This window comes from Marinobacter sp. DY40_1A1, from assembly GCF_016597815.1.
GTDB classification, from domain to species: domain Bacteria; phylum Pseudomonadota; class Gammaproteobacteria; order Pseudomonadales; family Oleiphilaceae; genus Marinobacter; species Marinobacter xiaoshiensis.
In genome coordinates this window covers 119,884-144,713 of sequence record NZ_VCHA01000003.1, presented here as the reverse complement: position 1 = coordinate 144,713, position 24,830 = coordinate 119,884, and the positions used below count along the sequence as shown (strand labels likewise).

General features: G+C 53.3%; 21 protein-coding genes and 1 tRNA gene. 17 read left to right on the top strand and 5 right to left on the bottom strand.

From position 1 onward, the window contains the following. Nucleotides 1-88 precede the first annotated feature (88 nt). Complete coding sequence (gene mutS / locus FFI61_RS09145; RefSeq protein ID WP_200370026.1) at nucleotides 89-2,707, bottom strand: DNA mismatch repair protein MutS; 2,619 nt, start codon at nucleotides 2,705-2,707, stop codon at nucleotides 89-91. 82 nt (nucleotides 2,708-2,789) lie between these two features. Here mutS and FFI61_RS09140 point away from each other — a divergent pair, with 82 nt between their 5' ends. The 3 genes from FFI61_RS09140 to FFI61_RS09130 all read left to right on the top strand — a co-directional run bounded on the left by FFI61_RS09140 (nucleotide 2,790) and on the right by FFI61_RS09130 (nucleotide 4,995). Next, nucleotides 2,790-3,290 (top strand): nicotinamide-nucleotide amidohydrolase family protein, encoded by a 501-nt coding sequence (locus tag FFI61_RS09140; protein ID WP_200370025.1) that lies wholly within the window; start codon nucleotides 2,790-2,792, stop codon nucleotides 3,288-3,290. A gap of 164 nt (nucleotides 3,291-3,454) precedes the next feature. After that, a complete protein-coding gene (gene recA / locus FFI61_RS09135; RefSeq protein WP_200203705.1) occupies nucleotides 3,455-4,504 on the top strand; it encodes a recombinase RecA in 1,050 nt (349 codons plus the stop codon). Nucleotides 4,505-4,524: 20 nt separating this feature from the next. Further along, nucleotides 4,525-4,995: a flavodoxin family protein gene (locus FFI61_RS09130; protein WP_200203707.1), complete on the top strand. Its 471-nt coding sequence runs from the start codon at nucleotides 4,525-4,527 to the stop codon at nucleotides 4,993-4,995. A gap of 6 nt (nucleotides 4,996-5,001) precedes the next feature. On the opposite strand, the gene FFI61_RS09125 is transcribed toward FFI61_RS09130, so the two are convergent. Then, nucleotides 5,002-5,376, bottom strand: coding sequence for a PilZ domain-containing protein (locus FFI61_RS09125; protein WP_200203709.1), 375 nt, complete (start codon nucleotides 5,374-5,376; stop codon nucleotides 5,002-5,004). Between the two features lie 249 nt (nucleotides 5,377-5,625). Between FFI61_RS09125 and FFI61_RS09120 the strand changes: the two genes are divergently transcribed. Genes FFI61_RS09120 through FFI61_RS09110 form a run of 3 tightly spaced genes read left to right on the top strand, consistent with a single transcriptional unit; the run spans nucleotide 5,626 to nucleotide 10,327 of the window. Next, nucleotides 5,626-8,034, top strand: coding sequence for a Lon protease family protein (locus FFI61_RS09120; protein WP_200370329.1), 2,409 nt, complete (start codon nucleotides 5,626-5,628; stop codon nucleotides 8,032-8,034). Between the two features lie 39 nt (nucleotides 8,035-8,073). Further along, entirely contained in the window at nucleotides 8,074-8,700 is a 627-nt protein-coding gene (gene fixJ, locus FFI61_RS09115) for a response regulator FixJ (RefSeq protein ID WP_200370024.1), read from the top strand. A gap of 46 nt (nucleotides 8,701-8,746) precedes the next feature. Next, nucleotides 8,747-10,327, top strand: a complete 1,581-nt coding sequence (locus tag FFI61_RS09110) for a response regulator (RefSeq protein WP_200203714.1) — start codon at nucleotides 8,747-8,749, stop codon at nucleotides 10,325-10,327. On the opposite strand, the gene FFI61_RS09105 is transcribed toward FFI61_RS09110, so the two are convergent. Further along, nucleotides 10,324-11,199 carry a MaoC family dehydratase gene (locus FFI61_RS09105; protein WP_200370023.1) on the bottom strand — a complete coding sequence of 292 codons (876 nt, stop codon included), beginning with the start codon at nucleotides 11,197-11,199 and terminating at the stop codon, nucleotides 10,324-10,326. The genes FFI61_RS09110 and FFI61_RS09105 overlap by 4 nt on opposite strands. Nucleotides 11,200-11,509: 310 nt before the next feature. Between FFI61_RS09105 and FFI61_RS09100 the strand changes: the two genes are divergently transcribed. Continuing rightward, the gene (locus FFI61_RS09100) at nucleotides 11,510-12,541 is read left to right on the top strand and encodes an AraC family transcriptional regulator (RefSeq protein ID WP_200203718.1); all 1,032 of its coding nucleotides are present in this window, start codon (nucleotides 11,510-11,512) and stop codon (nucleotides 12,539-12,541) included. A gap of 144 nt (nucleotides 12,542-12,685) precedes the next feature. Then, a tRNA-Asp gene (locus tag FFI61_RS09095) sits at nucleotides 12,686-12,762 on the top strand. A gap of 91 nt (nucleotides 12,763-12,853) precedes the next feature. On the opposite strand, the gene FFI61_RS09090 is transcribed toward FFI61_RS09095, so the two are convergent. Beyond that, a complete protein-coding gene (locus FFI61_RS09090) occupies nucleotides 12,854-13,729 on the bottom strand; it encodes a LysR substrate-binding domain-containing protein (RefSeq protein WP_200203720.1) in 876 nt (291 codons plus the stop codon). Nucleotides 13,730-13,923: 194 nt separating this feature from the next. Here FFI61_RS09090 and FFI61_RS09085 point away from each other — a divergent pair, with 194 nt between their 5' ends. Both FFI61_RS09085 and fghA read left to right on the top strand, forming a co-directional pair. Further along, nucleotides 13,924-15,051, top strand: coding sequence for an S-(hydroxymethyl)glutathione dehydrogenase/class III alcohol dehydrogenase (locus FFI61_RS09085; protein WP_227714795.1), 1,128 nt, complete (start codon nucleotides 13,924-13,926; stop codon nucleotides 15,049-15,051). Nucleotides 15,052-15,104: 53 nt separating this feature from the next. Next, complete coding sequence (gene fghA, locus FFI61_RS09080) at nucleotides 15,105-15,944, top strand: S-formylglutathione hydrolase (RefSeq protein ID WP_200370022.1); 840 nt, start codon at nucleotides 15,105-15,107, stop codon at nucleotides 15,942-15,944. 2 nt (nucleotides 15,945-15,946) lie between these two features. Here the strand turns inward: fghA and FFI61_RS09075 are convergent, their stop codons facing one another. Then, nucleotides 15,947-16,996, bottom strand: a complete 1,050-nt coding sequence (locus tag FFI61_RS09075) for an AraC family transcriptional regulator (RefSeq protein ID WP_200370021.1) — start codon at nucleotides 16,994-16,996, stop codon at nucleotides 15,947-15,949. A gap of 146 nt (nucleotides 16,997-17,142) precedes the next feature. On the opposite strand from FFI61_RS09075, the gene FFI61_RS09070 reads away from it, so the two are divergent. The 7 genes from FFI61_RS09070 to FFI61_RS09040 all read left to right on the top strand — a co-directional run bounded on the left by FFI61_RS09070 (nucleotide 17,143) and on the right by FFI61_RS09040 (nucleotide 24,804). Continuing rightward, nucleotides 17,143-19,212, top strand: a complete 2,070-nt coding sequence (locus FFI61_RS09070) for an NADPH-dependent 2,4-dienoyl-CoA reductase (protein ID WP_200370020.1) — start codon at nucleotides 17,143-17,145, stop codon at nucleotides 19,210-19,212. A gap of 93 nt (nucleotides 19,213-19,305) precedes the next feature. After that, nucleotides 19,306-20,550 (top strand): DNA repair protein, encoded by a 1,245-nt coding sequence (locus tag FFI61_RS09065; protein ID WP_200370019.1) that lies wholly within the window; start codon nucleotides 19,306-19,308, stop codon nucleotides 20,548-20,550. Between the two features lie 137 nt (nucleotides 20,551-20,687). After that, nucleotides 20,688-21,572 carry an NAD(+) kinase gene (locus FFI61_RS09060; RefSeq protein WP_200370018.1) on the top strand — a complete coding sequence of 295 codons (885 nt, stop codon included), beginning with the start codon at nucleotides 20,688-20,690 and terminating at the stop codon, nucleotides 21,570-21,572. A 2-nt stretch (nucleotides 21,573-21,574) separates the two neighbouring features. Further along, on the top strand, nucleotides 21,575-22,594 hold the full coding sequence (locus FFI61_RS09055) for a metallophosphoesterase (RefSeq protein WP_200370017.1): 1,020 nt from the start codon (nucleotides 21,575-21,577) through the stop codon (nucleotides 22,592-22,594). A 50-nt stretch (nucleotides 22,595-22,644) separates the two neighbouring features. Continuing rightward, on the top strand, nucleotides 22,645-23,508 hold the full coding sequence (locus tag FFI61_RS17945; RefSeq protein WP_200370016.1) for a rhomboid family intramembrane serine protease: 864 nt from the start codon (nucleotides 22,645-22,647) through the stop codon (nucleotides 23,506-23,508). Nucleotides 23,509-23,674: 166 nt separating this feature from the next. Further along, a complete protein-coding gene (locus FFI61_RS09045) occupies nucleotides 23,675-23,968 on the top strand; it encodes a YeaC family protein (protein ID WP_200370015.1) in 294 nt (97 codons plus the stop codon). Nucleotides 23,969-24,003: 35 nt separating this feature from the next. Further along, nucleotides 24,004-24,804 carry a DUF2797 domain-containing protein gene (locus FFI61_RS09040; protein ID WP_227714830.1) on the top strand — a complete coding sequence of 267 codons (801 nt, stop codon included), beginning with the start codon at nucleotides 24,004-24,006 and terminating at the stop codon, nucleotides 24,802-24,804. The last annotated feature ends 26 nt before the right edge of the window (nucleotides 24,805-24,830 follow it).

Below are 24,830 nucleotides of genomic sequence, written 5' to 3'. Positions count from 1 at the left end.
ATATTTTAATGGGCGATATTGTAGGGAGCAGCCCGCACTGCCGCAAGCGTTTGACCGCTATAACCTTATTACCCAGATCAACTTGCCCTCAGTTTTTCAGTAATTTCTTCAGTTCATACAGGCTGTTCATGGCTTCTCGGGGCGATAAATCATCCAGATTAATGCTTTGCAGTGCCTCTTCGACAGCACTGGGTTCAGCGCTGGCAAACATATCACTTTGATAAACAACCTGCGTAGGCATAGCTGGCTGCCTGCTGCGTTGGTCAATAGCAGAGGATGGCAGAGCCGTGGCGGGCACTGCGCTAGTTTCAAGCAGCTTTAACTGGGCCTTCGCGTTGATTATAACGTTCTGAGGTACGCCAGCCAGTTTGGCCACCTGCAGGCCGTAACTCTGGCTGGCGGGGCCTTCGTGCACGTTGTGCAGGAACACAATACTGTCGTCGTGCTCTGTTGCTGTCAGGTGCACGTTTACAGCGAGTTCAAGGTCGTCTGCCAATTGTGTGAGTTCAAAATAGTGGGTGGCAAACAAGGTATAGCAGCAGATCTCTTTTGCCAGATGCTCTGCCGTAGCCCAGGCCAGAGATAAACCATCAAACGTGCTGGTACCCCGGCCTACTTCGTCCATCAGCACAAGGCTGAACTCGGTTGCGTTGTGCAGAATGTTGGCGGTTTCTGTCATTTCCACCATAAAGGTGGAGCGCCCACCGGCAATGTCATCTGAAGAGCCCATACGAGTGAAAATCCGATCCACTGGCCCCATCACTGCACGGGTGGCAGGCACGAAACTCCCGGTGTAGGCCAGCAGCGCAATCAGAGCGGCCTGGCGCATGTAGGTCGATTTACCCCCCATGTTGGGGCCGGTAATAACCAGCATGCGGCGCTGGGCATCCATCAGCAGGTTGTTAGGCACGAAAGGCTCGTCCAGAAGCTGTTCGACGACCGGGTGGCGACCATCTTCGACATCGAACCCCGGCGCATCGCGAAATTCAGGTGCAACAAAACGTAAGGTGGTGGCGCGCTCCGCAAAGTTGCTGATCACGTCCAGCTCTGCCAAAGCCTGAGCAGCATCCTGCAGAGGCGCGAGTTGTTCGGCGACGGTTTCCAGCACTTCGTCATAAAGCGCTTTTTCCCTGGCCAGTGCGCGGCTCTTTGCGCTCAAGGCTTTGTCTTCGAATTCTTTCAGTTCGGGCGTAATGAAGCGCTCAGCATTTTTAAGGGTTTGGCGGCGAATGTAATCCACTGGTGCCTGTGCGGATTGGGCACGGCTGATTTCGATGTAATAGCCGTGCACCCGGTTGTAACCCACTTTCAAGGTGCTTATGCCAGTGCGCTGCCGCTCCCGGGTTTCCACATCCAGCAGGTACTGGCCGGCGTTTTCGCTGATGTTACGCAGTTCGTCCAGCTCTTCGTCAAAGCCTTCACGAATTACGCCCCCTTCCCGAATGACGACAGGCGGGTTGTCGATAACCGCCCGCTCCAGCATGTCGGCAAGCCCCGGGTATTCGCCAATTGTGGTAGCCAGCTTGACGATGTGACGGGAGTTAACCGGTTTCAGGGCTTCCTGTAGTTCGGGCAGTGCCTGAAACGCATCTCTCAGGCGGGCAAGGTCCCTCGGGCGCGCTGAGCGAAGCGCTACGCGGGCCAGAACCCGTTCAATGTCGCCCACGGCTTTGAGCAGGTTGTGTACTGGCTCGTAATGGAAGTTTTCCAGCAGAGCCGACACTGCGTGCTGGCGCTGCTGAACTACATCGATATCCCGCAGGGGGCGGTTCAGCCAGCGCCGTAACTCGCGGCCACCCATGGAGGTGGCAGTTTTATCCATCACCCAGGCCAGGGTGTGTTGGTGTCCGCCCATGAGGTTGATATCAATCTCAAGGTTGCGGCGACTGGTGGCGTCGAGAATCACTGCTTCGTCCCGGCGTTCCCGGGTGAGCTTGCGAATATGGGGAAGGGCGGTACGTTGGGTTTCTTTTGCGTATTGCAGCAGGCAACCGGCGGCACAAATCGCCAGACTCAGGTCCTCACAGCCAAACCCGGTCAAGTCGCGAACTTGCAGTTGCTGGGTGAGTACCCGGAATGCTGTGTCAGATTCAAAGAGCCAGGGGCCCTGGCGCCGAACACCGGTGAGCCCGGCTACAACTTCCTCGTAGGGGAAATCCTCGCTGATAAGAATCTCCGCCGGGCGTAACCGCTGAAGCTCTCCCTGCAGGGCTTCCAGAGTGTTCAGTTCTGAAACCACAAAGCGACCGCTGGAGATATCCAGCGAAGCAAAGCCAAATTGCTCCCGATGGTGATAGATGGCGGCAAGCAGGTTGTCGCGGCGGTCTTCCAGATAGGCGTCATCGCTGAGTGTGCCGGGGGTGACGATTCTGACCACCTGGCGCTCAACCGGCCCCTTGCTGGTTGCCGGGTCGCCAATCTGTTCAACAATGGCAATGGATTGACCAGCACGCACCAGACGGGCAATGTAACCCTCAGAAGAATGAAAGGGGATGCCTGCCATGGGGATCGGATTGCCACCGGACTGCCCCCTCGATGTGAGAGTGATATCCATCAGCTCTGCAGCTTTTTTTGCATCGTCATAAAAAAGTTCGTAAAAATCACCCATGCGATAGAACACCAGCTCATCCGGGTGTTGACCCTTGATTTTCAGGTATTGCTGCATCATGGGTGTGTGCTGGGGTTTGGTGTTCTGAGCTGCTGACATGAACAAGTCCGGATAATCTTACTTTGGATGAAGCCACGGATTGTAAGAAAATTATGCCCGTGATGAAACGAGGGAGCACATTATGCCTGCCAGTGACCACGAACTCGAACAAGCTGGAGATCAATTAGCCGCAAAGTTGCTACAGCTGGGTTCCTCGGTAGTGACTGCCGAGAGTTGCACCGGTGGCTGGGTTGCCAAGGTGCTGACAGATAAACCGGGATCTTCCGCCTATGTGGTGGGCGGCTTGGTCACCTACAGCAATGAAGCCAAGCAATCGTTGTTAGGCGTTACCGATGCCTCTTTGGGCAATCATGGTGCTGTTAGCGAACCGGTGGTGCGTGAGATGGTTGCAGGTGCACTTGCAGCGACCGGTGCGAATGTAGCGGTTGCCATTAGCGGGGTAGCCGGGCCAGGTGGGGGCAGTGAAGAAAAGCCGGTAGGCACGGTTTGGTTTGCCTGGGGCGCCAGCATTGAGAGCACCGAAGCGGTTGTGCAGCACTTCAAAGGCGATCGCGATCAGGTGCGACGGCAGGCGGTTCTCTTTGCCCTGCAGGGAGTTAGCGGGTTTTTGAAGCAAACCTGAATGCTTTCACAATAACAGGGGTTGGCCTCTCCCTCGGGGTATGTTTTAATACTGTTCAAATATACAGGGAATTCGCTGTTACCACTGTACGGCTTCCCGATTAATCATACCTCCACCGGCTTGACTATCTTGCCGTTGGCCAAGGCAACAGAGGGTTTGCACTGATGGAAGACAACCGCAAAAAAGCATTAAGCGCAGCGCTGGGCCAGATTGAGCGCCAGTTTGGTAAAGGCGCAGTGATGAAAATGGGCGATCAGCCCCGCGAAGCCATTCCTGCGGTCTCCACCGGGTCTCTTGGGCTGGACGTTGCCCTGGGTATAGGCGGACTGCCTTACGGCCGAATTGTTGAGATTTACGGCCCTGAAAGCTCTGGTAAAACAACTCTGACCCTCCAGGTTATTGCCGAAGCTCAGAAAGCCGGTAAAACCTGTGCCTTCATCGATGCTGAGCACGCGCTGGATCCCATCTACGCTGAGAAGTTGGGCGTTAACGTAGACGACCTTCTGGTTTCCCAGCCAGATACCGGTGAGCAGGCTCTTGAAATTGCCGACATGCTGGTACGCTCCAATGCGGTAGACGTCATCATTGTTGACTCTGTAGCGGCGCTGACTCCAAAGGCTGAAATTGAAGGTGAGATGGGCGATAGCCACGTCGGCTTGCAGGCTCGCCTCATGTCTCAGGCTCTGCGCAAGCTGACAGGCAACGTGAAACACGCCAACTGTCTGCTGGTTTTCATTAACCAGATCCGTATGAAGATCGGCGTAATGTTCGGCAGCCCTGAAACCACCACCGGTGGTAACGCGCTTAAGTTCTACTCATCTGTACGTTTGGATATTCGCCGCATCGGTGCAGTAAAAGATGGCGACGAGGTTGTTGGCAACGAGACCCGCGTTAAAGTTGTCAAGAACAAGGTTGCACCGCCATTCCGCCAGGCCGAGTTCCAGATTCTTTATGGCAAGGGCATTTATCACATGGCCGAAGTGCTCGATATGGGCGTTAAGGAAGGCTTTGTGGACAAGTCCGGCGCCTGGTATGCCTATAACGGTGACAAGATCGGCCAGGGTAAAGCCAATGCCTGCAAGTTCCTTGAAGAGAATCTGGAAATAGCAAAAGAAATTGAAGCCAAGGTGCGTGAAAGGCTGATGCCCAAGCCGGCATCCAAGAAAGATGCAGCTGCAGAAGCGCCTGTTGAAGCAGCAGGTGAGTTGCTTTAAGTCAGTATGGGAGGTGTTTTGTGGAACCTATAAAGAAATTGCTTATTGTTTCTCATGCGCCTTCTCCGAATACCCTCACCCTGCGCGATGCGGTCGCGCAGGGTGCAGGGCACGAAGATATCGAAAATGTTGAAGTAACCGTGCTGGCGCCCCTGGATGCTGGCCCGGATGATGTTCTTGCCTGTGATGCCATTATCCTCGGCACCACTGAAAATCTCGGCTACATGAGCGGCGCGCTGAAGGATTTCTTCGACCGCAGCTACTACCCCTGCCTGGAGAAAACCCAAGGTCTTCCATTTGCATTTTATATCCGGGCTGGCCATGACGGCACAGGAACGCGGCGCGCGATTGAAAGCATCACCACCGGGTTACGCTGGAAACTAATCCAGGAACCACTGATGTGCCGCGGAGAGTATCAGGATGAGTTCGAAGAGCAATGTCGGGAGTTAGGGATGTACGTTGCAGCCAGCCTGGATGCCGGGTTGGCCTGAGAAGTGTTAGCTGGCGAGGCGGTTGTAGAAGCCTTCGATGCGTGACAAAGCGTTGTCTACCGCTCTGGAATAGCCTTTTTTGTTAAGGTAATAGCTGAATTGAACACTTACCCGATAGCCGGCCTGGAAAGGGCGGCATTCTACAACGCGGGCGCACACCTTTGATTCGCTGATGTACTTCCCTTCAAAGTCCATAAACAGGCGAGTACCAGGATCCAGCGGGCGTGGGCAGAGCAAGGCCATGCCGTAACGGTTCAGGTCGAGACAGGTGGCCTGGAAAGAAGGCTTGCTATTCTTGAAAAAACCGCGCTGACGAACTTGTACCTTAAGGCACGAAGCAGAATAGCGATCCTTGAGCCGGCGATCTTCGGAATCACTCATCGTAAACTGGCACCCATTGCTTATTATTATGTTGTTATAGCCGACTATAAGACTAAAGGCTGAGAGTCGGCTTGTGAAGTGTAGTGTTCGATGAAAGACGAGGGCAATGAGGAGATTGTGAAGCGTGACTTGCATCACAAAATCTTCCACCTTTAAGCGTTTGTCACAATTCTTGCCCTCGAGCGCGACAGACAGGTTCACAGAACCTACAATGACCGGCCAATGAGTCAACCGTTACAGGACCCAACCTTGAAGTCACTGCCTCTGCATCAGCTTTACAAAGCCTGTGTTCTGAAAGATCTACCGTTCAAGTCGACCAGACAGCTGGAGCCGCTCGCGGAAATTGTGGGCCAGAATCGGGCCCAGGAAGCCGTGCGGTTTGCGCTTGCCATGCCCCATGGTGGCTATAACGTGTATGCCGTAGGGCGTAACGGCCTGGGTAAGCGCACGATGATGCTGCGTTATCTTGAGCACCACCTGGATACTGAGCAGCAAAGTCACGACTGGTGTTATGTCGCAGATTTTGAGGAGCCGCGGATTCCCAAGCTACTGCAGTTGCCTGCGGGTAAGGGCGTGCTGTTGAAACAGGACATGGAAAAGCTCATGAGCCGGCTGGTGAAGGTCATTCCACAGACCTTCGATAGCGACAGCTTTCTGGAACGTTCAGAACAGCTCAAAGAAGAGTATGGCAAAAAACAGGAAGATGAGCTCGAGAAGGTCGCTGCCCAGGCCCGCCGCAAGAAGGTCAGCCTGACCATCACCACGCCAGGTGGTTACCGTTTGGTGGCAATGAATGGTGATAAGCCGCATACCGCAGAGACGTTCAAGGCGCTAACGGATGCACAGCGCGACAAGTTCGAAGATTCAATCAACAAACTTGAGAAAAAGCTCCGGCAAGCACTTCGGAAATTGGCGGATTGGGAGCAGGAATATGCCGATGAACAACAGGCCCTGAACAAGGAAACGCTGGAAGGGATATCTGGCCACCAGATTGATGCATTGATTGAGAGCTACAAAAACCTGCCGGATGTAGTGGCTTACTTCGAGGCGGTACGCAAAGACCTGGTTGAGAATCTGGAGATTTTTCTCGACGACAACGAAGAGCAAGCAGCCATTGCCTATGCGTCGCTGGATAAAAAGATGCCCCGGCGCTATCTCGTTAATGTGGTGGTGCACCAGAAGACCAACGAAGTGCCAATGGTGGTGGAAGACAACCCCACTTATCACAACCTTTTTGGATACGTTGAAAACGTTACCTATAAAGGCACGGTATTTACCGATTTCTCCCTGATTCGGGCCGGCAGCCTGCACCGGGCCAATGGTGGTTATCTGTTGATGGATGCCATAAAGGTGCTTGAGCAGCCCTTCGTATGGGACGGCATCAAGCGGGCTTTGCGCTCGAAGTGCATTCAGATCAACTCTCTTGAGCGAGAGTTGACGCTCTCAGGCACCATCTCCATTGAGCCGCAGGCCGTGCCGCTGGATGTGAAGCTTGTGCTGTTCGGAGATCGTGAAACCTGGATGCTGCTGCAGGATTACGATCCCGAGTTTGCAGAGTTGTTCCGGGTGACTGCGGACTTCGAGAACGAAATGTACCGCTCCGAAGAAAGCCAGGTTATGTATGCAAAGTTTATTGCCAGCGTTGTCAAAGAAAAAAACCTGCTGCACTGCACCAATAAAGCTGTGGCAAGGGTCATCGAGCACAGCGCGCGTATGGCAGAACACCAGGACAGGCTTTCATTGCATGCTGCCAATATAGCCAACCTGCTGCGGGAATCGGACTTTTGGGCTCGCCAGGCGAATGCCAAGATGATTCAGGATGTTCATGTGGAAAGAGCGCTTGAGAGTGCGAAATACCGCAGTAGCCGTATCCGTGACCAGCTTTACGATTCAATTCGTGACGGCTCCACGTTTGTATCAACCCAAGGCTCGGTTGTGGGCCAGGTTAATGCGCTGTCTGTGCTCTCCACGGGTGGGTTCGAGTTTGGCTTGTCCAACCGCGTAACGGCCACCTGCTATTATGGGGATGGCGGGATTATGGATATCGAACGGGATGTGAAGTTAGGTGGCAATATTCATTCCAAGGGTGTGATGATTTTGAGTTCGTGGCTAGCCTCACACTTTGCGGTGATGGACCCCATGCACCTGTCTGCGAGCCTGACTTTTGAGCAGAACTACGGCGAGGTAGATGGTGATAGCGCTTCGCTGGCAGAGCTCTGTGCCCTGATATCTTCGCTTTCTGGCGTTCCGGTGCGACAAGACCTGGCCATTACAGGTTCCGTTAACCAGTTTGGCGAGGTGCAGCCGATTGGCGGCGTTAATGAAAAAGTTGAAGGCTTCTTTGCTACCTGTCAGCTCAAGGGTGGGCTTACAGGGACCCAGGGCGCCATTGTTCCGGCCAACAACGTTCAGAACTTAATGCTGGACAGCGAAGTGGTTCAGGCTGTCCGGGAAAACCGGTTTGCGGTTTACTCAGTTTCAAATGTCGAGGAAGCGGTGACCTTGTTGTTGGGTAAGCCGGCGGGCAAGGCCGACAGTAAAGGCAACTATCCGAAACAGAGCGTTTTTGGCATTATCCAGCAACGGCTTGAGAAAATGCGTGAGCACGAACGCCAGGAACACGCCCGGGACGATCAGAAAGATCCGTCGATTCATTGACCGATCGCCATAACAAAACAGACAGGAGATAGCACACCCATGACTGATATTCAGCAGACTGTATACGTGGTAGAGGACGACGAAGCCGTTCGTGACTCGCTGGAGCTGTTACTGAAAACTGATGGCAAATTGGTTAAACCTTATGAGAATGCTGCCGTATTTCTCAAGGATTATTCCGAAAAAATGGCTGGCTGCATCGTACTGGATATCCGTATGCCGGGCATGGACGGCATGGAATTGCAGAAAAAGTTGAACGAGAAACACTCAATTCTTCCAATTATTTTTGTGACCGGGCACGGTGACGTCCCTATGGCAGTTGACGCCATGAAAGAAGGCGCCGTGGACTTTATTCAGAAACCTTACCGCGAAGAAGCGTTGCTTGAGAAAATCGAAGCGGCGTTGGAGCAGGATCTGGAGCAGCGCAAAACGTTGGGTGAGAAGCAGGAAATCATTCGTCGGGTTAAAAGCCTGACCCCCCGTGAACACGAGATCATGGATCGAATGATAGAAGGCCAGGCGAACAAGGTGATCGCTATTGAACTGGAAATCAGCCAGCGCACGGTGGAGATTCATCGCTCGCGGGTGATGCATAAGATGGGGACTCATTCGCTGGCACACCTGGTTCGAATGGTGCTGTCCGTAAAGAACCTTATCGACGAGAGGTGATCTGGCCGGCATCATGCGGTTATCTTTTTGACCGGCCTTTTTTTATATGACTGAAGTTGTCAGCGAAAATTCAGAAGTGACGGTTCTGCTGGTGGATGACAATCCACAGAACCTGAAAGTTCTCTATGAGACACTGAAAGATAAAGGCTATCGGTTGCTGATCGCCAATGAAGGCGAAAAAGCCTTGGATCTTGCCCACCGCCATCAGCCCGAAGTTGTCCTGCTCGACATCATGATGCCCGAAATGGACGGTTATGAGGTATGCGAACGCCTCAAAGCCGATCCTGAGACGGCTGACTGTGCCGTTGTGTTCCTCTCAGCCCTGGATGACCTGCAAGCGAAAGTCAAAGGCTTCGCGTTGGGTGGGGCTGATTATATCTCCAAGCCTTTCCAGTCCCAGGAAGTGATTGCCAGGGTTAAAACCCATGCCCGCGTTATTCGGCTTGAGCGTGAACTTCAGGCGCGAAACAGGGAGCTTCAGAGCGATCAGGCCCGTATCCTCAATTCGATCAGTGAGGGTATCTACGGGCTTGATGAGAAGGGCACGATCGAGTTCGCCAATCCTGCAGCAGGCATCATTATGCGATGCCCTGTTGAAGATCTGATCGGCCGGAATTTTTTCGATACCCACTTCAGTACAGCAGCCCAATGCCCTAGCGGACTCCCGGTTCATGCGACCTGTAGCCAGGGTGTGGCGGAAAATCAGCGCGATATAAGAATGTTGCGTGCCGATGGCACCGGATTTCCGGCTGAATACCGTTCCACGCCAAAGCTTGAAGGAGAAGAGTTGCACGGTGCGGTGGTTGTATTCCGCGATATAACGGTCGAGCTTGATGGCGAGCAGGCGCTGGAAGAGGCGCGAGAGCTGGTACAGGAGCAGCGTGACCAATTGGCGCACATATCCCGGTTGACCACCATGGGAGAGATGGCTGCAGGTGTTGCTCACGAGGTGAATCAGCCACTGACTGCAATTGCCAATTATGCTCGAGTCTCCAAGCGGATGATGTCCGTTGAAAACCCGAATTTGAGTCTGCTGCAGGAAACCCTTGATAAAATTGAGGCGCAATCGCACCGTGCCAGCGAGATAATTCGCAGGATCAGGCGATTTGTTAAAAAACCTGCGACTGGCAAAGAAGTGCTTTCTGTTCCTGCTCTGCTGGAAGACACCCGCGAGTTTGCGGAAGTGGACGCGCGCAACAACGACGGGGCCATTGAGCTACTTGTATCCGAGGATCTGCCGGAGGTGCTGGCTGACCCGATTCAGGTTCAACAAGTTGCGCTGAATTTGATCCGGAACGCGCTCGAAGCGACTCGCAGCCAAGAAGTTGCGTTGCCCGTTGAAGTAAGCGCGCGGCTCACGGACAAGGGCTGTGTTCGGATTGAGGTAAGGGACTATGGTGAGGGGCTTGCAGAAGATGCTGAGGAAAAGCTGTTTCTGCCGTTCTATTCCACCAAAGAAGAAGGCATGGGTATCGGCTTGCCTACTTGCCGCTCCCTGATACAGGCTCAGGGAGGGGAAATAGGGTTCGAGCGACCCGAAGATGGCGGCGCACGATTCTTCTTTACGCTTCCTGTCGCAGCATTACCCTCTTCGGGTGACGATGAGAGTTCCTCTGGCCCAATTTAGAGCCATTCAATGCGCCCACTGAGATGGGGAGCATCACCGCGAGCATTCAGCAGTTGATAGTCCCATGCGGTTTTCCCTTCCCGCCAGTTCAATTGGGCAGTTCCTGGTAAAAATACCGGTTTTTTGAACTGGCAACTTACCTTTACTGGCCCCGAATGCCACCCATCCTGTTGCCCCATAATCGCCAAAGCCTGTGCTTTACTCCACATGCCGTGGGCGATAGCGCGGGGAAAGCCGAACGCCTTGGCGCTCAGGGCATGCATGTGAATGGGGTTGCTGTCGCCGGAGACTTTGGCGTACTGGCGTCCGATGGATTCGGCCACCTTGATGTCGACCATGTTCGGATGAAGCTCAAGCGCCGGGGGAGCGGCCTTTGCTGAAGACCTGGAATTTGGGTCGGGTTGGCGGAAGAGCATAGTGCTATCGCCTTCCCAGACAACCGTGCCTGCAGAACGAGCGGTGGTGTTTACATCAAATTCTATTCCCCGGCTGGTACGTTCCTGCCCACCCAGTTTAACCTCCAGCTCCAGAACCTCTCCTTTTCCAATCGCCCTGTGCTGGGTAATGCTGTTACGCAGGTGCACCAGCCCAAGCAGTGGCAATGGAAACGCTTTTTCGGTCAGCAGCTTCAAGTGCAGTGGAAACGCAAGAATGTGGGGCCAGGTAATAGGTATATGGTTGCCGGAGCTGAATCCGCATACTCGCTCATATTGATTCAGATCATCGCTGGAGGTTTTTGCGTAGAGGAGCTTGGCAGAGAGTTCCGGGAGCCTGATGTCGCCTTCAGAGCTGACTTTTTTTGGTAAAACAGCTTTGCCGAACAGTGGAAGCAGTGTTGGTGGTGTGTCTCGATATATAAGTGTGTCTGACATAGGTGTTTTTCTCTAAAGGCAATGCAATGATAGCTTTGGCACAAAAGATTGATGAAAGTTGCTAAATGCAGGTACCTGATGTGCAAGGATTCTGGTACAACTGTGCGTCTGTGGCCTGATATGCTCTAATGCAAGACGATAGTCCAGGTAGACTTCTGGTCAAGTCGGGCAGTTTCAGGGTCGACGCAGGTTTTGCTTTCAGGCCTGCCGTCAGTCTGGCAAACCCGTGCTGACGACGCATTGACCTGGGGTGTTCCGGCGGGTGTCTGCCGGGCCAAAGTAGTATCCAATAGATACATAGCGGGATTTTATGCAGGAACTACGTGACGCGGGCGTGATGCTGCGCCTTATCTACGAGGCAATGAAAAAGAAGGGTCTTGATACCGATCTTGTTTTCAGCCGGCTTGGCGTGAATGCGGAGTATGTGTACACCGAACAGCTACGCACGCCCCACAGTGCCCAGATGTTTTTCTGGCAGGCGGTAGAAGATGTATCCGGTGATCCTGATATCGGGCTCCACCTTGGGCAGCTGTTACCGGTTTATAAAGGACAGGTTCTCGAGTACCTGTTTTTGAGTAGCCCTACGTTTGGTGAGGGGCTGCGCCGCGCGCAAAACTATCAGCGCTTGTTAAGCGATGCTGCCAATACGGATTTTTTCATCGAAGGTGAGGAGGCCTGCATGGTGCTGGATACTGCCTCTGATGAAGTTCGCCGCCTGCGACATTTTAACGAGTGCTTTGTGCAGGGCCTGCTTACTTTTTTCCGGTCCATCACGGATAACGAATTCCGTCCGTCGCGGGTCGAGTTTGAGCATGACCGTGAAGAAGGGCGCGAGTACGTTGCTGAATTGCTGGGTTGCGATGTGGTGTTTGGTGCAGATGAAAACCGCTTGTACTTCCCCGTGAGTTTGCTTTCTCATCCGTCCCCCCACGCAGAACCGGAACTCCTGGATTTGCATGAGCGCTTTGCCAGTGAGCAGGTTGCCCGGCTGGAGAAGAAGGATATTGTCGGGCAGGTGGAGCGCATCATTGCTGAATTACTGGATAGCGGTGAGGTAACACTGGATTCAGTAGCTACCCGGTTGGACATCAAGCCTCGCACGCTGCGCACCCGGCTTACTGAAGCAGAAACCAGCTTTAACCAGGTGCTGGCTGATTTCCGATACCGCTTGGCCCGGCAACTATTGGCGACAACAGACGAGTCGATTGATGAGATTGTCTATCTCACCGGGTTTTCCGAGCCGAGTACCTTCTATCGTGCGTTCAAACGCTGGTCAGGCATGACTCCCATTGAGTATCGGAAAACAGCTCAGGGCAAGGATGCGATGGTCGATGCGATGTAATATGCGGGGATTTATAGATTATTTTCGTAAAAGGCGTTGACTTAATCGGGCACCTCTTTATAATGCGCTCTCGTTGTCACCGAGCAATCTCTTGAAGGTTGCAATGCTTTGAAAGTATTTGGAAAGTAATCGGTTATAACACGTGGAGCGGTAGTTCAGTTGGTTAGAATACCGGCCTGTCACGCCGGGGGTCGCGGGTTCGAGTCCCGTCCGCTCCGCCACTATTTTAAAAAGCCGTTAGCTGCATAGCAGTTAACGGCTTTTTTCGTTTAAGTCTTCCTCATTGCATTGCATCTGCCGCTGGAAAGGCAGTCACTTCGCCTGCAGTGCTTCGCTCAAATAGTCCAACAGCATTCGAACCTTTGGTGATAAATGACGATTGTGTGGATAAATGGCCCAGATGCCATCGTCAGCTTCCTGGTAGGGTTCTAGCAGGCTAGTCAGCTTGCCGGAAGCCAGAGAAGGTTGAACGTAGTAATCCGGCAGTTGCACAATGCCGATGCCTTTCAAGGCAGCATCCAGCAGGGCCCAGCCGCTGTCACACATGATGTTGCCTTTGATTCGGACATTTTGTGGTTTTCCCATCACCTGAAATCGCCAGTAATCCAGGTTTCCCTGAAGGCAGTTATGCTTGTCCAGTTCCGAAAGAGAATGTGGGGTTCCGTGGGCAGACAGATAGGCGGGTGAGGCACATACATGCAGGGTTCTCGATGACAGTCGTTTTGCCATCATGCTGGAATCTTCGAGTTTACCCAGTCGTATTGCCAGGTCGTAACCACCCGCAACCAAATCCAGTTTCTGATTGGTCAGATTCAGCTGTACTTGAAGCTCCGGGTATCGCAGCACGAAGTTGTTAACCAGTGGAGCGATGTTTTTTTCGCCAAATGTCACAGGGGCTGTCAGCCTTAACTGACCTTTAGGCACCATCTGCAAATTGGTCATGGTGCGCTCCGCCTCTTCGAGGCCATCGAGCACTTGCCGGCATTGCTGATAGTAGATCTGTCCGGCTTCGGTCACCGAAACCCTGCGGGTGGTGCGGTAAAACAGCTTGGTTGATAGACGGGCTTCCAGGGCACTGACCTGCCGGCTAACTTGAGCGGTTGAGATGCCCAGCGCCTTCGCTGCTGCAGTAAAGCTCTCTTCCTCCGCCACTGCCACAAACTCACTTACCCCTTCCCAAATATGCATGGTCTGCTTCCCGTGCTGTCGTTTGAGCTCCTCTGGAAAGAGCTGGTTTTTCGGATTTGCTCTTCCCAATTGTTACTCACTGGTAAAGGTGAGTTTATATAATATGGGATTATCAACCAGGGCGATAGACTATAGTATGTTCTTCATGGTGGCAGAAACCTCTGCCAGAGCTGGAACATAGATCGGAGAGCCACATGACTAAAACAATCAAATCCAAAGCCGCTATCGCCTGGGGCCCGAAACAGCCACTGTCTATCGAAGAAGTGGATGTTATGCCGCCGCAGGCCGGTGAAGTGCGAATTCGCGTTATCGCCAGTGGTGTGTGCCATACCGATGCATTTACCTTGTCTGGCGAAGATCCCGAAGGCATCTTCCCGGCTATTCTGGGTCATGAGGGTGGCGGTATTGTCGAATCTATCGGCGAAGGCGTAACCAGCGTTCAGGTGGGTGATCACGTAATCCCGCTTTATACCCCTGAGTGTGGCGAGTGCAAGTTCTGCACTTCTGGTAAAACCAACCTGTGCCAGAAAATACGTGAAACTCAGGGCAAGGGTTTGATGCCAGATGGCACCACCCGTTTTTCCCTCAATGGTGAGCCGATCTACCACTACATGGGTTGCTCAACCTTTTCTGAATACACTGTACTGCCTGAGATTGCGTTGGCGAAGGTCAACAAAGAAGCACCGCTTGAAGAAGTCTGCTTGCTCGGTTGCGGTGTGACCACCGGCATGGGTGCGGTGATGAATACCGCTAAAGTAGAAGAGGGTGCCACCGTGGCTATCTTCGGTATGGGTGGCATTGGTCTGTCGGCTGTTATCGGTGCCACCATGGCGAAAGCCAGCCGCATCATTGCCATCGATATTAACGAGAGCAAGTTTGAACTGGCCCGTCAGCTCGGCGCGACCGACTGTATTAACCCTAAGGATTACGACAAGCCGATTCAGGAAGTCATTGTTGAGCTGACCGATGGCGGGGTCGACTATTCCTTCGAGTGTATTGGTAATGTGGATGTGATGCGCTCGGCTCTTGAGTGCTGTCACAAAGGTTGGGGCGAATCAGTGGTCATCGGTGTTGCCGGGGCCGGCCAGGAAATCTCCACTCGTCCATTCCAGCTGGTTACCGGTCGGGTTTGGAGAGGGTCTGCATTCGGTGGCGTAAAAGGGCGTTCTGAGTTGCCCGGTATTGTTGAACGGTATATGAAGGGTGAGTTCAAGCTTAGCGATTTCATCACTCACACCATGGGTCTGGAAAAGATCAATGAAGCCTTCGATTTGATGCATGAAGGCAAGAGTATTCGTACCGTTATTCACTTTGACAAATAACGAGGAGGGTCGTCTGAGCATGGCACGGGCGACCATTTATCAGGGAGATTGCAATGAATATTGAAAATCTTAGTCGAAACAAAAGTTTCGGTGGCTGGCACAAGCAGTACAGTCACCATTCAGAAACGCTGAATTGCGATATGCGTTTCGCTATTTATCTACCGCCACAGGCTGCCAACGGCAACAAGGTTCCAGCTCTTTACTGGTTGTCTGGCTTAACCTGCACCGATGAAAACTTCATGCAGAAAGCAGCGGCTCACCAAATGGCCGCTGAATTGGGCGTTGCTATCATCGCGCCTGACACCAGTCCTCGCGGCGATGATGTGGCAGATGACGAAGCCTACGATTTGGGTAAAGGGGCAGGGTTCTATGTAAACGCCACTCAGGCGCCCTGGAACCGGCACTACCGCATGTACGATTATGTGCTGAACGAATTGCCGAATCTCATCGAGTCTGTTTTCCCGGTGAGTGATAAGCGGTCAATTTTTGGTCATTCTATGGGTGGTCACGGTGCACTGGTGCTGGCGATGCGCAATCCTGAGCGTTACCAGTCCGTATCGGCCTTTAGCCCGATCAGTAATCCGATAGATTGCCCGTGGGGAAAAAAGGCATTCACAGCCTACCTGGGCGCAGATACTGCCAGCTGGGCCGAATATGATTCCAGCCTGCTGATGAAAAAGGCCACGCAGTTCGTGCCTGCACTGGTAGATCAGGGTGAGGCAGATAACTTCCTGGTCGAGCAACTGAAGCCGGAAGCGCTGGAAGCTGCGGCAAAGGAAAGTGGCTATCCGCTGACTCTGAATCGCCACGAAGGCTATGATCACAGCTATTACTTCATTGCCAGCTTTATTGGAGAGCACTTGCACTTCCACGCTAAGCATCTGAACAAGTAATACTAATCCCCGCGGAACTGTTTCCGGTGTTCCCCCGGGCTTATTTCAAACCAGCGGCGGTAGGCTTTGTGCAATGCCGCTGGGTTGGAAAAGCCCAGTAACCAGGCAATTTCTGACAGTGATGTTTCTGTTTCCCGAATATAGTCTCGCGCCAAATGCTTTCTGGTTTCGTCCATAAGTTCTCTGAACCCTGTGTTTTCAGAGGCAAGTTGTCGTTGTAGTGTCCATGGAGTAACTCCCAACTTCGAGGCAATGGTCTCAAGGCTTGGTGTTTCTCCTCTAAACAGAGGTGTTAGCAAACTCTTTACCCTGTCTCCCGTTGTCCATCCTCGCTGAATGTCCCGCAGTTCCGCTTCACACATTAGTAGCAGCTTCTCGTGCATGGCCGGATGCGCCTGCAGGGTTGTCTGGCTCCATATATCTTGCCGCACCGTTATGCCGTTTGAGTCTGCCCCAAACTGAACCGGGCAACGAAACCAGGATTCATAGAGTTCATCCAGGCCGGTGGATGGGTATTCTATGCAGACTTTCTCCAGCACATCCCATTGCCCGCTCACTGTTCGCAGAAACTGAGTCCAGGCGCTTAGTACTGAGTCAACAACGAAATAATTAAATGCGTTGTAGGGCTGAATGGAATAAAACTGAATGAGCCGTTTTTCGGGATCTGCGGTGGGTGTTCCACGGCTATTCCGGCTGGTCAGCAGGGAATAGCGGATAAGTGTGTGTATAGCTTTGCCGGCAGTATTGGTGCATTCAGCTGTAAGGCCCGGCAATCCCATATCTACAGGCCTGGTCAATGCGCCCATGCGCAACCCCAGTGCGGGGTTGCCGCAGGCTTGAATTGCTGCATGCCCAAGCCTCATAAAGCGGGGAATGCTGATTCGAGCCTCAGGAGACGTGAGAGTTTGTGCGTTCAGTTGAAAGTGGCGAGCAAGTTCCTGCGAGTTTACGCCTTCGGCTTCAGCAGCCCGGAGCAATACCGAAATGTGGAGCACGCTGATATCGCCGAGCGGGTTGCGGTCCGGGAAGTGCTGAGGAGTGGTCGGATTCATGTGGATTCGCCACGAGCTGTTACCTGAGGATAGTATAATGTTATTCAGGGATATTGTTGAACGCAAGCCGCATGGGTACTTTAGAGTTCATCAAGAAAGAGCAGGGCGATTAAGACCCTGCCGTGATCAATTTGAGGAGACCAGTTATGACGACCAACACAGCACCAGGCCTTGCCAAGTATCCGAACCTGCTTGCACCGCTGGATTTGGGTTTTACTACGCTGCGCAACCGCACGTTGATGGGATCCATGCACACTGGCCTGGAAGAGGCTAAAAACGGTTTCGAGCGTTTGGCTGAGTTCTATGCTGAGCGGGCTCGCGGTGGCGTTGGCCTTATTGTAACTGGCGGCATAGCTCCCAACCCGGAAGGCGCTGTCTTCCAGGGCGCCGCCAAAATGACCAATGACGATGAAGTGGAAAAGCACAAGGTTATCACCAGTGCCGTACACAAAGCGGACGGTAAAATCTGCATGCAGATTCTTCATGCCGGTCGTTACGCTTATTCCCCTGCGTTGGTTGCCCCTTCTGCTATTCAGGCTCCGATCAACCCGTTCAAGCCCAAAGAGCTTGATGAAGCCGGTATCGAGAAGCAGATTGAGGATTACGCGGTATGTGCCGAGCTTGCGCAAAAAGCGGGCTACGACGGTGTTGAGGTTATGGGTTCTGAAGGCTACTTCATCAACCAGTTTATTGTTGCTCACACCAACCACCGCACCGACCAGTGGGGTGGCAGCTATGAAAACCGCATTCGCCTGCCCATCGAAATTGTGCGCCGTGTGCGTGAGCGTGTTGGAGAAAACTTCATTCTGGTTTACCGCCTTTCCATGCTCGATCTGATTGAAGATGGCAGCACATGGGAAGAAGTCGTTCAGTTGGCCAAGGCAATCGAAAAAGCCGGTGCTACGATCATTAATACCGGTATTGGCTGGCATGAAGCCCGAGTTCCTACCATCGCCACCTCTGTCCCCCGGGGAGCGTTTACCAAGGTTACTGCGCGGCTTAAGGGCGAAGTCAGTATTCCTTTGGTTACCACAAACCGCATCAACATGCCGGATGTTGCCGAAAATATTCTGGCAGAAGGCGATGCAGACATGGTGTCTATGGCACGCCCCTTCCTGGCGGATGCCGACCTTGTACTGAAAGCTGCTGAAGACCGTGCCGAAGAAATCAACACGTGTATTGGCTGTAACCAGGCATGTCTGGATCATACCTTCAGCGGCAAGTTGACTTCGTGCCTGGTGAACCCTCGCGCCTGTCACGAAACGGAACTGACATACGTAAAGACTGCCTCGCCGAAGTCGATTGCCGTAGTCGGCGCTGGGCCGGCCGGGATGGCATTTGCATCGGTAGCAGCAGAGCGCGGACATAAGGTGACCCTGTTTGACGCTGGCAAAGAGGTTGGTGGCCAGTTCAACGTGGCGAAGCTGATTCCAGGTAAAGAAGAGTTCTATGAAACCCTGCGCTACTTCCGTGTGATGTTGGAAAAGCACGGTGTTGATGTGCGGCTGGAAACCCGCGTGAGTGTTGACGACCTGAAAGCCGGTAATTTTGATGAGGTTGTGCTGGCAACGGGCGTTGAGCCGCGTACCCCGGATATTGAAGGTGTTGATCATCCGAAAGTCATTGGCTATCTGGATGCTCTGCTTGAGCGTAAGCCGGTGGGTCAGAAAGTTGCAGTTATTGGTGCTGGCGGTATCGGCTTTGACGTATCTGAATTTATCGTGCACAAGGGCACCTCAGCCGCACTGGATACTGACCACTTCATGCGCGAGTGGGGGGTGGATCTGACAGTGGAACATCGTGGTGGTGTTCAGGGTATGAAGGCTGAAGTTCCCGAGCCTGCCCGCGAAGTTTTCCTGCTGCAGCGTAAGGCGTCCAAAGTGGGTAAGAACCTGGGTAAAACCACCGGATGGATTCACAGAACGTCCCTCAAAAACCGTAAGGTTCAGATGGTGCCGGGTGTGGCTTACCGCAAGATTGATGACGAAGGCCTGCACATCACAGTCACCGCGAAGGGTGCAGAGCAGGGTGAAGACCGGGTGTTGCCGGTAGATACCATCATTTTGTGTGCCGGCCAGGAGCCGTTGCGTGAACTGCAAGGTGGGCTTGAAGCGGCAGCGCTGCCAGTGCACCTGATCGGCGGATCAGATGTTGCGGCAGAACTGGATGCCAAACGTGCGATTGATCAGGGTAGCCGACTGGCATCTCAGATCTGATCACAAAACATTGCAGTTTTTACCTTTGCATCGGAAACTCTCTGAGTAGACTTTTAGTCTGTCAGAGAGTTTTTCGATTTTGGGGAGTCTGTAATGGTATCTGCCCGCCAGGCAACGGATGATTATTCGGCGGTTTTCTTTATAGAGGGCAACGAGGTGGCTCGGCAGATGCGGGCCAGCGAGTTTGGCGCTTTTCTGGACGGCTATGTAGGGCTATCAGACCTTGCTGAAACGGATGTGAAAGCCGTTCTTGTGGAGGTTGGCGGCGACCTTCTCGTGCGTTCGCTTGTGTTTTTCCGCATCTGGTTTGATGAGGAAGGCAGAGCTGACAGCAGCTGGAATGTGCCTATTGAAGAGCTTGCGCGCAAAGGTGCAAAAGGTCCGAATATGGGAGGCGGCGCGATTCGCCTGGTCTGTCGAAGCCTTTGCCCGGACCCCCAATATGCCTCTGAGTTATGGGACCCGGATATGACGCCGGGTAACAACCATTTCCAACTAATTCGAAAAGCGGTCAAAGCCAACGCGCTTAAATTCCGCCTTGTTGAGCCCGAAGAAGAAAATATCCCTGTCCTGCGTGCCGGGGAGCAGGATTCTGCTTTGGACGATGAATCCCGCACCGGTGCTGATCGTGCGCGCCTTGCCCAACTGATCCGTGAACAACGCTTGCGTATTAAAACACTGCAAAGCGTACACCGCGACATGCTGACTGAGGTGCAGCGAGAGCATCGGCTGGAAATCAGAGCGCTAAGTAATGAAATTGGTGATCTGGAGCAGAAGTGCGAGCGCCAAAGCCTGAACAACGAACAACTGAAACAACGCCTGGCGGAACGGAATCAGCAATACCTCACCATGCAGGAGCAAATGGCTTCTGGTGGAGCCGTCAAAGAACGCGGTGATGCCAATGTGACGGCAGAACTGGTTTTGCTCCGGGAGCAGTTGGATCGTAAACAGCGGGAGCTGGAACATCGGGATGAAAAGCTGGTTGCCCTGGAGCAGGAAGTGCACGAGCTCCGGCACCGGGAACCCATGGAAAACACCGTATTGAGGCACCTCAAGACCGAGTTGGTTTTTCTGGTGGCCTACCACCCCGGTGTCGGCCACCTGACCCTGCCTTATGATCAAATTGAAACCTACTTTAGCAATCCCACTGCCTATGCGGCGGAACGTTGTGGCATGAACGAGCCTGCATACCTGCAATGGCTTGCGCACTACGAGAACCCGGTTTGTCAGCAGGCAAGTGAGAGTGAAGCACCCTGTGGTGAGCCGCTGTTACGGGTCAGCCAGCCCGGGGAGTTCCGGCCCGGGGTTGACGACCGCTGCGAGCAGCACCAGCCCTGAAGGTAAACGGCAATCGGAAGGGTGCCGCAGAACTATTTTCAGTATCGGGATGACTTTCGTTAGACTGTAGGTCAGATTGATATGGGCATCAGCGGGCTTGTCTGCTTTCGCCATATTTTGACATCACAGGAAGCTTCATGGATCAATTCAGAAACATAGGCGTTATCGGCCGGATGGGCAGCGTTAAGGTGGTTGAGTCATTGCGCCAGCTTAAACAGTATCTGGTTGCCAATCATTACCACGTAATCCTTGAGGAAGACACTGCCAGCATGTTGCCTGGCCACGGCTTGCAGGTCGCCAGCAAAAAGCTTCTTGGCGAGATTTGCGATCTGGTTATTGTCGTAGGTGGCGATGGAAGCCTGTTGGGTGCAGCCCGGGAGCTGGCTAAATCCAAGATTCCTCTGCTTGGTGTGAATCGCGGGCGCTTGGGCTTCTTGACGGATATTTCGCCCGTTGACCTGGAAGAGCGTCTGGGTAAGGTGCTTGAAGGCGAGTACATTGAGGAAACCCGGTTTCTTCTTGATGGCAATGTAGAGCGCAATGGTCAGCCGCTGGGTTTTGGGACGGCACTAAACGATGTTGTGCTACACCCGGGCAAATCCACCCGTATGATCGGCTTTGATTTGTATATTGATGGGCATTTTGTTTACAGCCAGCGGTCGGACGGCCTGATTGTGTCCACCCCCACAGGGTCTACGGCTTATTCACTCTCAGCCGGTGGGCCGATAATGCATCCGAAGCTGGATGCCATTGTACTGGTGCCCATGTTCCCTCATACCCTTAGCAGTCGCCCGATTGTGGTAGATGGTAAGAGTGAGATCAAACTGGTTGTTGGGGAAACCAACGAAACCTATCCGCAGATCAGTTTTGATGGTCAGATGAACATTGCCTGCGCGCCAGGGGATATCATCCGCATCGCCAAAAAGCCTTTCAAAATTCGACTGATTCACCCTACAGACCATAATTTCTATGCCACCTGCCGCGATAAGCTTGGCTGGGCAAGTGAAATAGCAGCGAGTTGATCATGGCTGGAATTAAGCATACTGCAAGTCGCGGGTACGACATTATTGGCGATATTCACGGCTGCGCGAATACGCTTGCGATGTTGCTTGAGCAGATGGGATACAGCATGGTGAATGGCGTATATCAGCATCGCCGCCGGCAAGCAGTGTTCATTGGTGACATTATTGATCGTGGCCCGAGAATTCGTGAAGCCCTGCACCTGGTAAGGAACATGGTTGAGCGTGGCTCTGCGCGCATTGTGATGGGAAACCATGAGTACAACGCTCTGGGCTACTGTACACGGGCGCGGGCTGGCAGTGGTAAAACATGGTTGCGGGAACATAACCCGCGGCACGACCGGCTGATTCGGGAAACCCTGGAGCAGTTTGAAGCCTACCCTCATGAGTGGAATGACTTTCTCGAGTGGTTTTACACCATTCCCTTGTTTATCGAGGAGGAGGATTTCCGTGCGGTTCACGCCTGCTGGGATGATGAGCTCATTCAGAAGTTCAAACAGGTGCAAGGTGGCGCCTGCATCGATGAGGATTTTCTGCACGCTTCTGCAGCAATTGAATCGTTTGCAGGGCAGGTTATGGACACCTTGTTGCGGGGTACAGATTTACGCTTGCCGCAAGGCATGAAAATAACCGGGCGGGATGGTTACGTTCGAGAGTTTTTCCGCACCAAATTCTGGGCCGATAATCCCCACACATATGCCGATGTGGTTTTCCAGCCAGACCCCTTGCCGCCGGAGGTGGCGGGCCGGGTTCTGAGTGAGGACGAGCGCAAGCAACTGATCAGCTACCCATTGGATGCACCGCCGGTGTTCGTCGGTCACTATTGGATGGACAGTGAGCCGGCGCCGCTCAAATCCAATGTCGCCTGCATTGATTTCAGTGCTGTGAAATACGGCAGGCTGGTGGCTTACCGGATGGACGGCGAGCGAGAACTCTCCCCCGACAAGTTTGTCTGGGTGAATGTGGCTCGGGATCATAAGGATTCCCCGGACTACCCCACCAGCGAAGACAGCGTTGCCCGCTAATGCGGCGGTGCGAGTTGTTGGCCTGATTACCCCGCGAGGAAAGGTAGATTGTGTACCGAGTAAAGCAGTTAGATGCCAGTTTAGACCTTGGCGGGTTCAGCCAGTGGCTAAGGAGCCAGGGAGTTCCCCACAGAATCAGTGAAGAAGGTGGTTTCCAGGTGTTGTGGCTGGAGCATCCAGAGCACGCCGAGCCGGTTCTCGAAGCTCTGGAACGATTCCTCGCCGAGCCGGATATCCGTCAGGCTGTTGAGCGCCAGAATCATTCGCCTGTGTTTGTGGCAGGGCGGTGGCAGCCGTCCCCCCGCCATGCGCCTTTGGTGCTTGGTATCATTGTGCTGGGTGTGTTGATGGCCTGGCTTACCAGCCTGGGCAGTAATCAGCTCACTGCCAGCTTGTTAATTGTAGACCCGCGGGCCTACGACTGGGGCACCATGGCTGAGCGGCTCGATGCCTTGTCGGCAACCCTTGCCAGTGGTCAGGTCTGGAGGCTGTTCACTCCTGACTTCCTGCATTTCAGCTGGACTCACATTATTTTCAATTCCGTAATGCTGTGGTTTCTGGGAAGCCAGGTGGAGTGGTTTGATGGCCGTGGCCGGCTGGTTTTGATTTTTATTGTCACCAGTTTGTTGTCCAACGGGTTGCAGTACGTGGTGTCCGGGCCGTTCTTTGGCGGCCTTTCCGGGGTCGTGTATGGCATTCTGGGATACTGCTGGTTGAGTCAGAGAGCGCTGCCCAGATTCCAGTTCCCGTCTGCACTGGTAACCTTTGCCGTGGTGTGGATGGTGATCGGGTTTACCTCTTTACCGGAAATGCTGGGCTTGGGGCGCATGGCAAACGAAGCGCATTTGGGAGGGTTCGTCGCTGGCTTGGCCCTGGCTGCCATTCTGCCTGCTCGCAACAATCGGAAAGCATAAAAAAACCCCACCAGAGGTGGGGTATAAAAGAAGCAGAATATGCCTCTGATGAGAGAGACCAAATGATACGACCGTCGTCATTTGGCGAGGCAATGATAATCATTATCGTTTGCATCTGTCAAACGATTACTCGACTTTTTCATGAAGGTTTTTTCAGGAGAACCGGATGACTTACGAAGAACTTATTGAGCGGCTCGATCCCAACGTTTATCAAAACCTGAAGCAGTCTATTGAGCTGGGAAAGTGGCCGGATGGTCGCAAGCTAACCCCGAAACAGCGAGAGATAAGCTTGGAAGCCGTCATCTACTACGAAAATCTGCATAGCATCCCTGAGCAGGAGCGTGTGGGATATCTTGATCGTGGAGCCAAAGCCGGCACTGCATGTGACCCTTCAGTGCGTCGCAATCAGCCAGGCGGGAACAACGTCGATCCCAATCAGTTTGTTGAGGTCAAGTCTTGAGTGATCTTACGGATGTAACCGGGCGACTCAGAAAAATGCCCGCAGAAGCTGGCGACCCTGTGTCCTATATTCTCGCGATCGGCGATGCCCGGGTGGCAATGAATGAACTTATAGGCAAGCCCTTGCGCTTCGACTATGACGGTCTCATACGTTGCATTAACTGCGACCGAACCACCAAAAAGAGCTTTAATCAGGGGTTTTGCTACCCCTGTTTCCGAAAGTTGGCGGCGTGCGACAGTTGCATTATGAGTCCTGAGAAGTGCCATTATCATCTGGGCACCTGTCGTGAGCCAGAATGGGGTGAAACCCATTGCATGATTGAGCATGTGGTGTACCTGGCCAACTCATCAGGCCTTAAAGTCGGCATAACCCGTGGCTCCCAGGTGCCAACACGCTGGATTGATCAGGGGGCGGTGGATGCAATTCCCATGCTGAGGGTGGCTACCCGGTATCTTTCGGGCCTTGTTGAAGTGGCTTGCAAGGAGCATGTGGCCGATCGCACGAACTGGCGTGCCATGCTCAGGGGGGATGTTACGGAGCTGGACCTTGTGCAAGAACGAGAGCGGATACTGGCATTGATTGCCGGCGATCTTGCCGCGCTGCGTGAAGAGCACGGACAGGACTCCATTCGCGAGGTGGGCGAGCAGGGGCTCGAGCTCAGTTACCCCGTGCAGACCTGGCCCGAAAAAATCAAGACTCATAACCTGGATAAAACACCGGAAGTGGAGGGGGTTCTTGAAGGTATCAAAGGCCAATACCTGATTCTCGACACCGGGGTGATCAATATTCGCAAGTTCACCGGTTATGAAGTCCGTTTCCGGGTAATGGGTTCTTAAGATACCTGCTGCCCGCCCTATCTGAT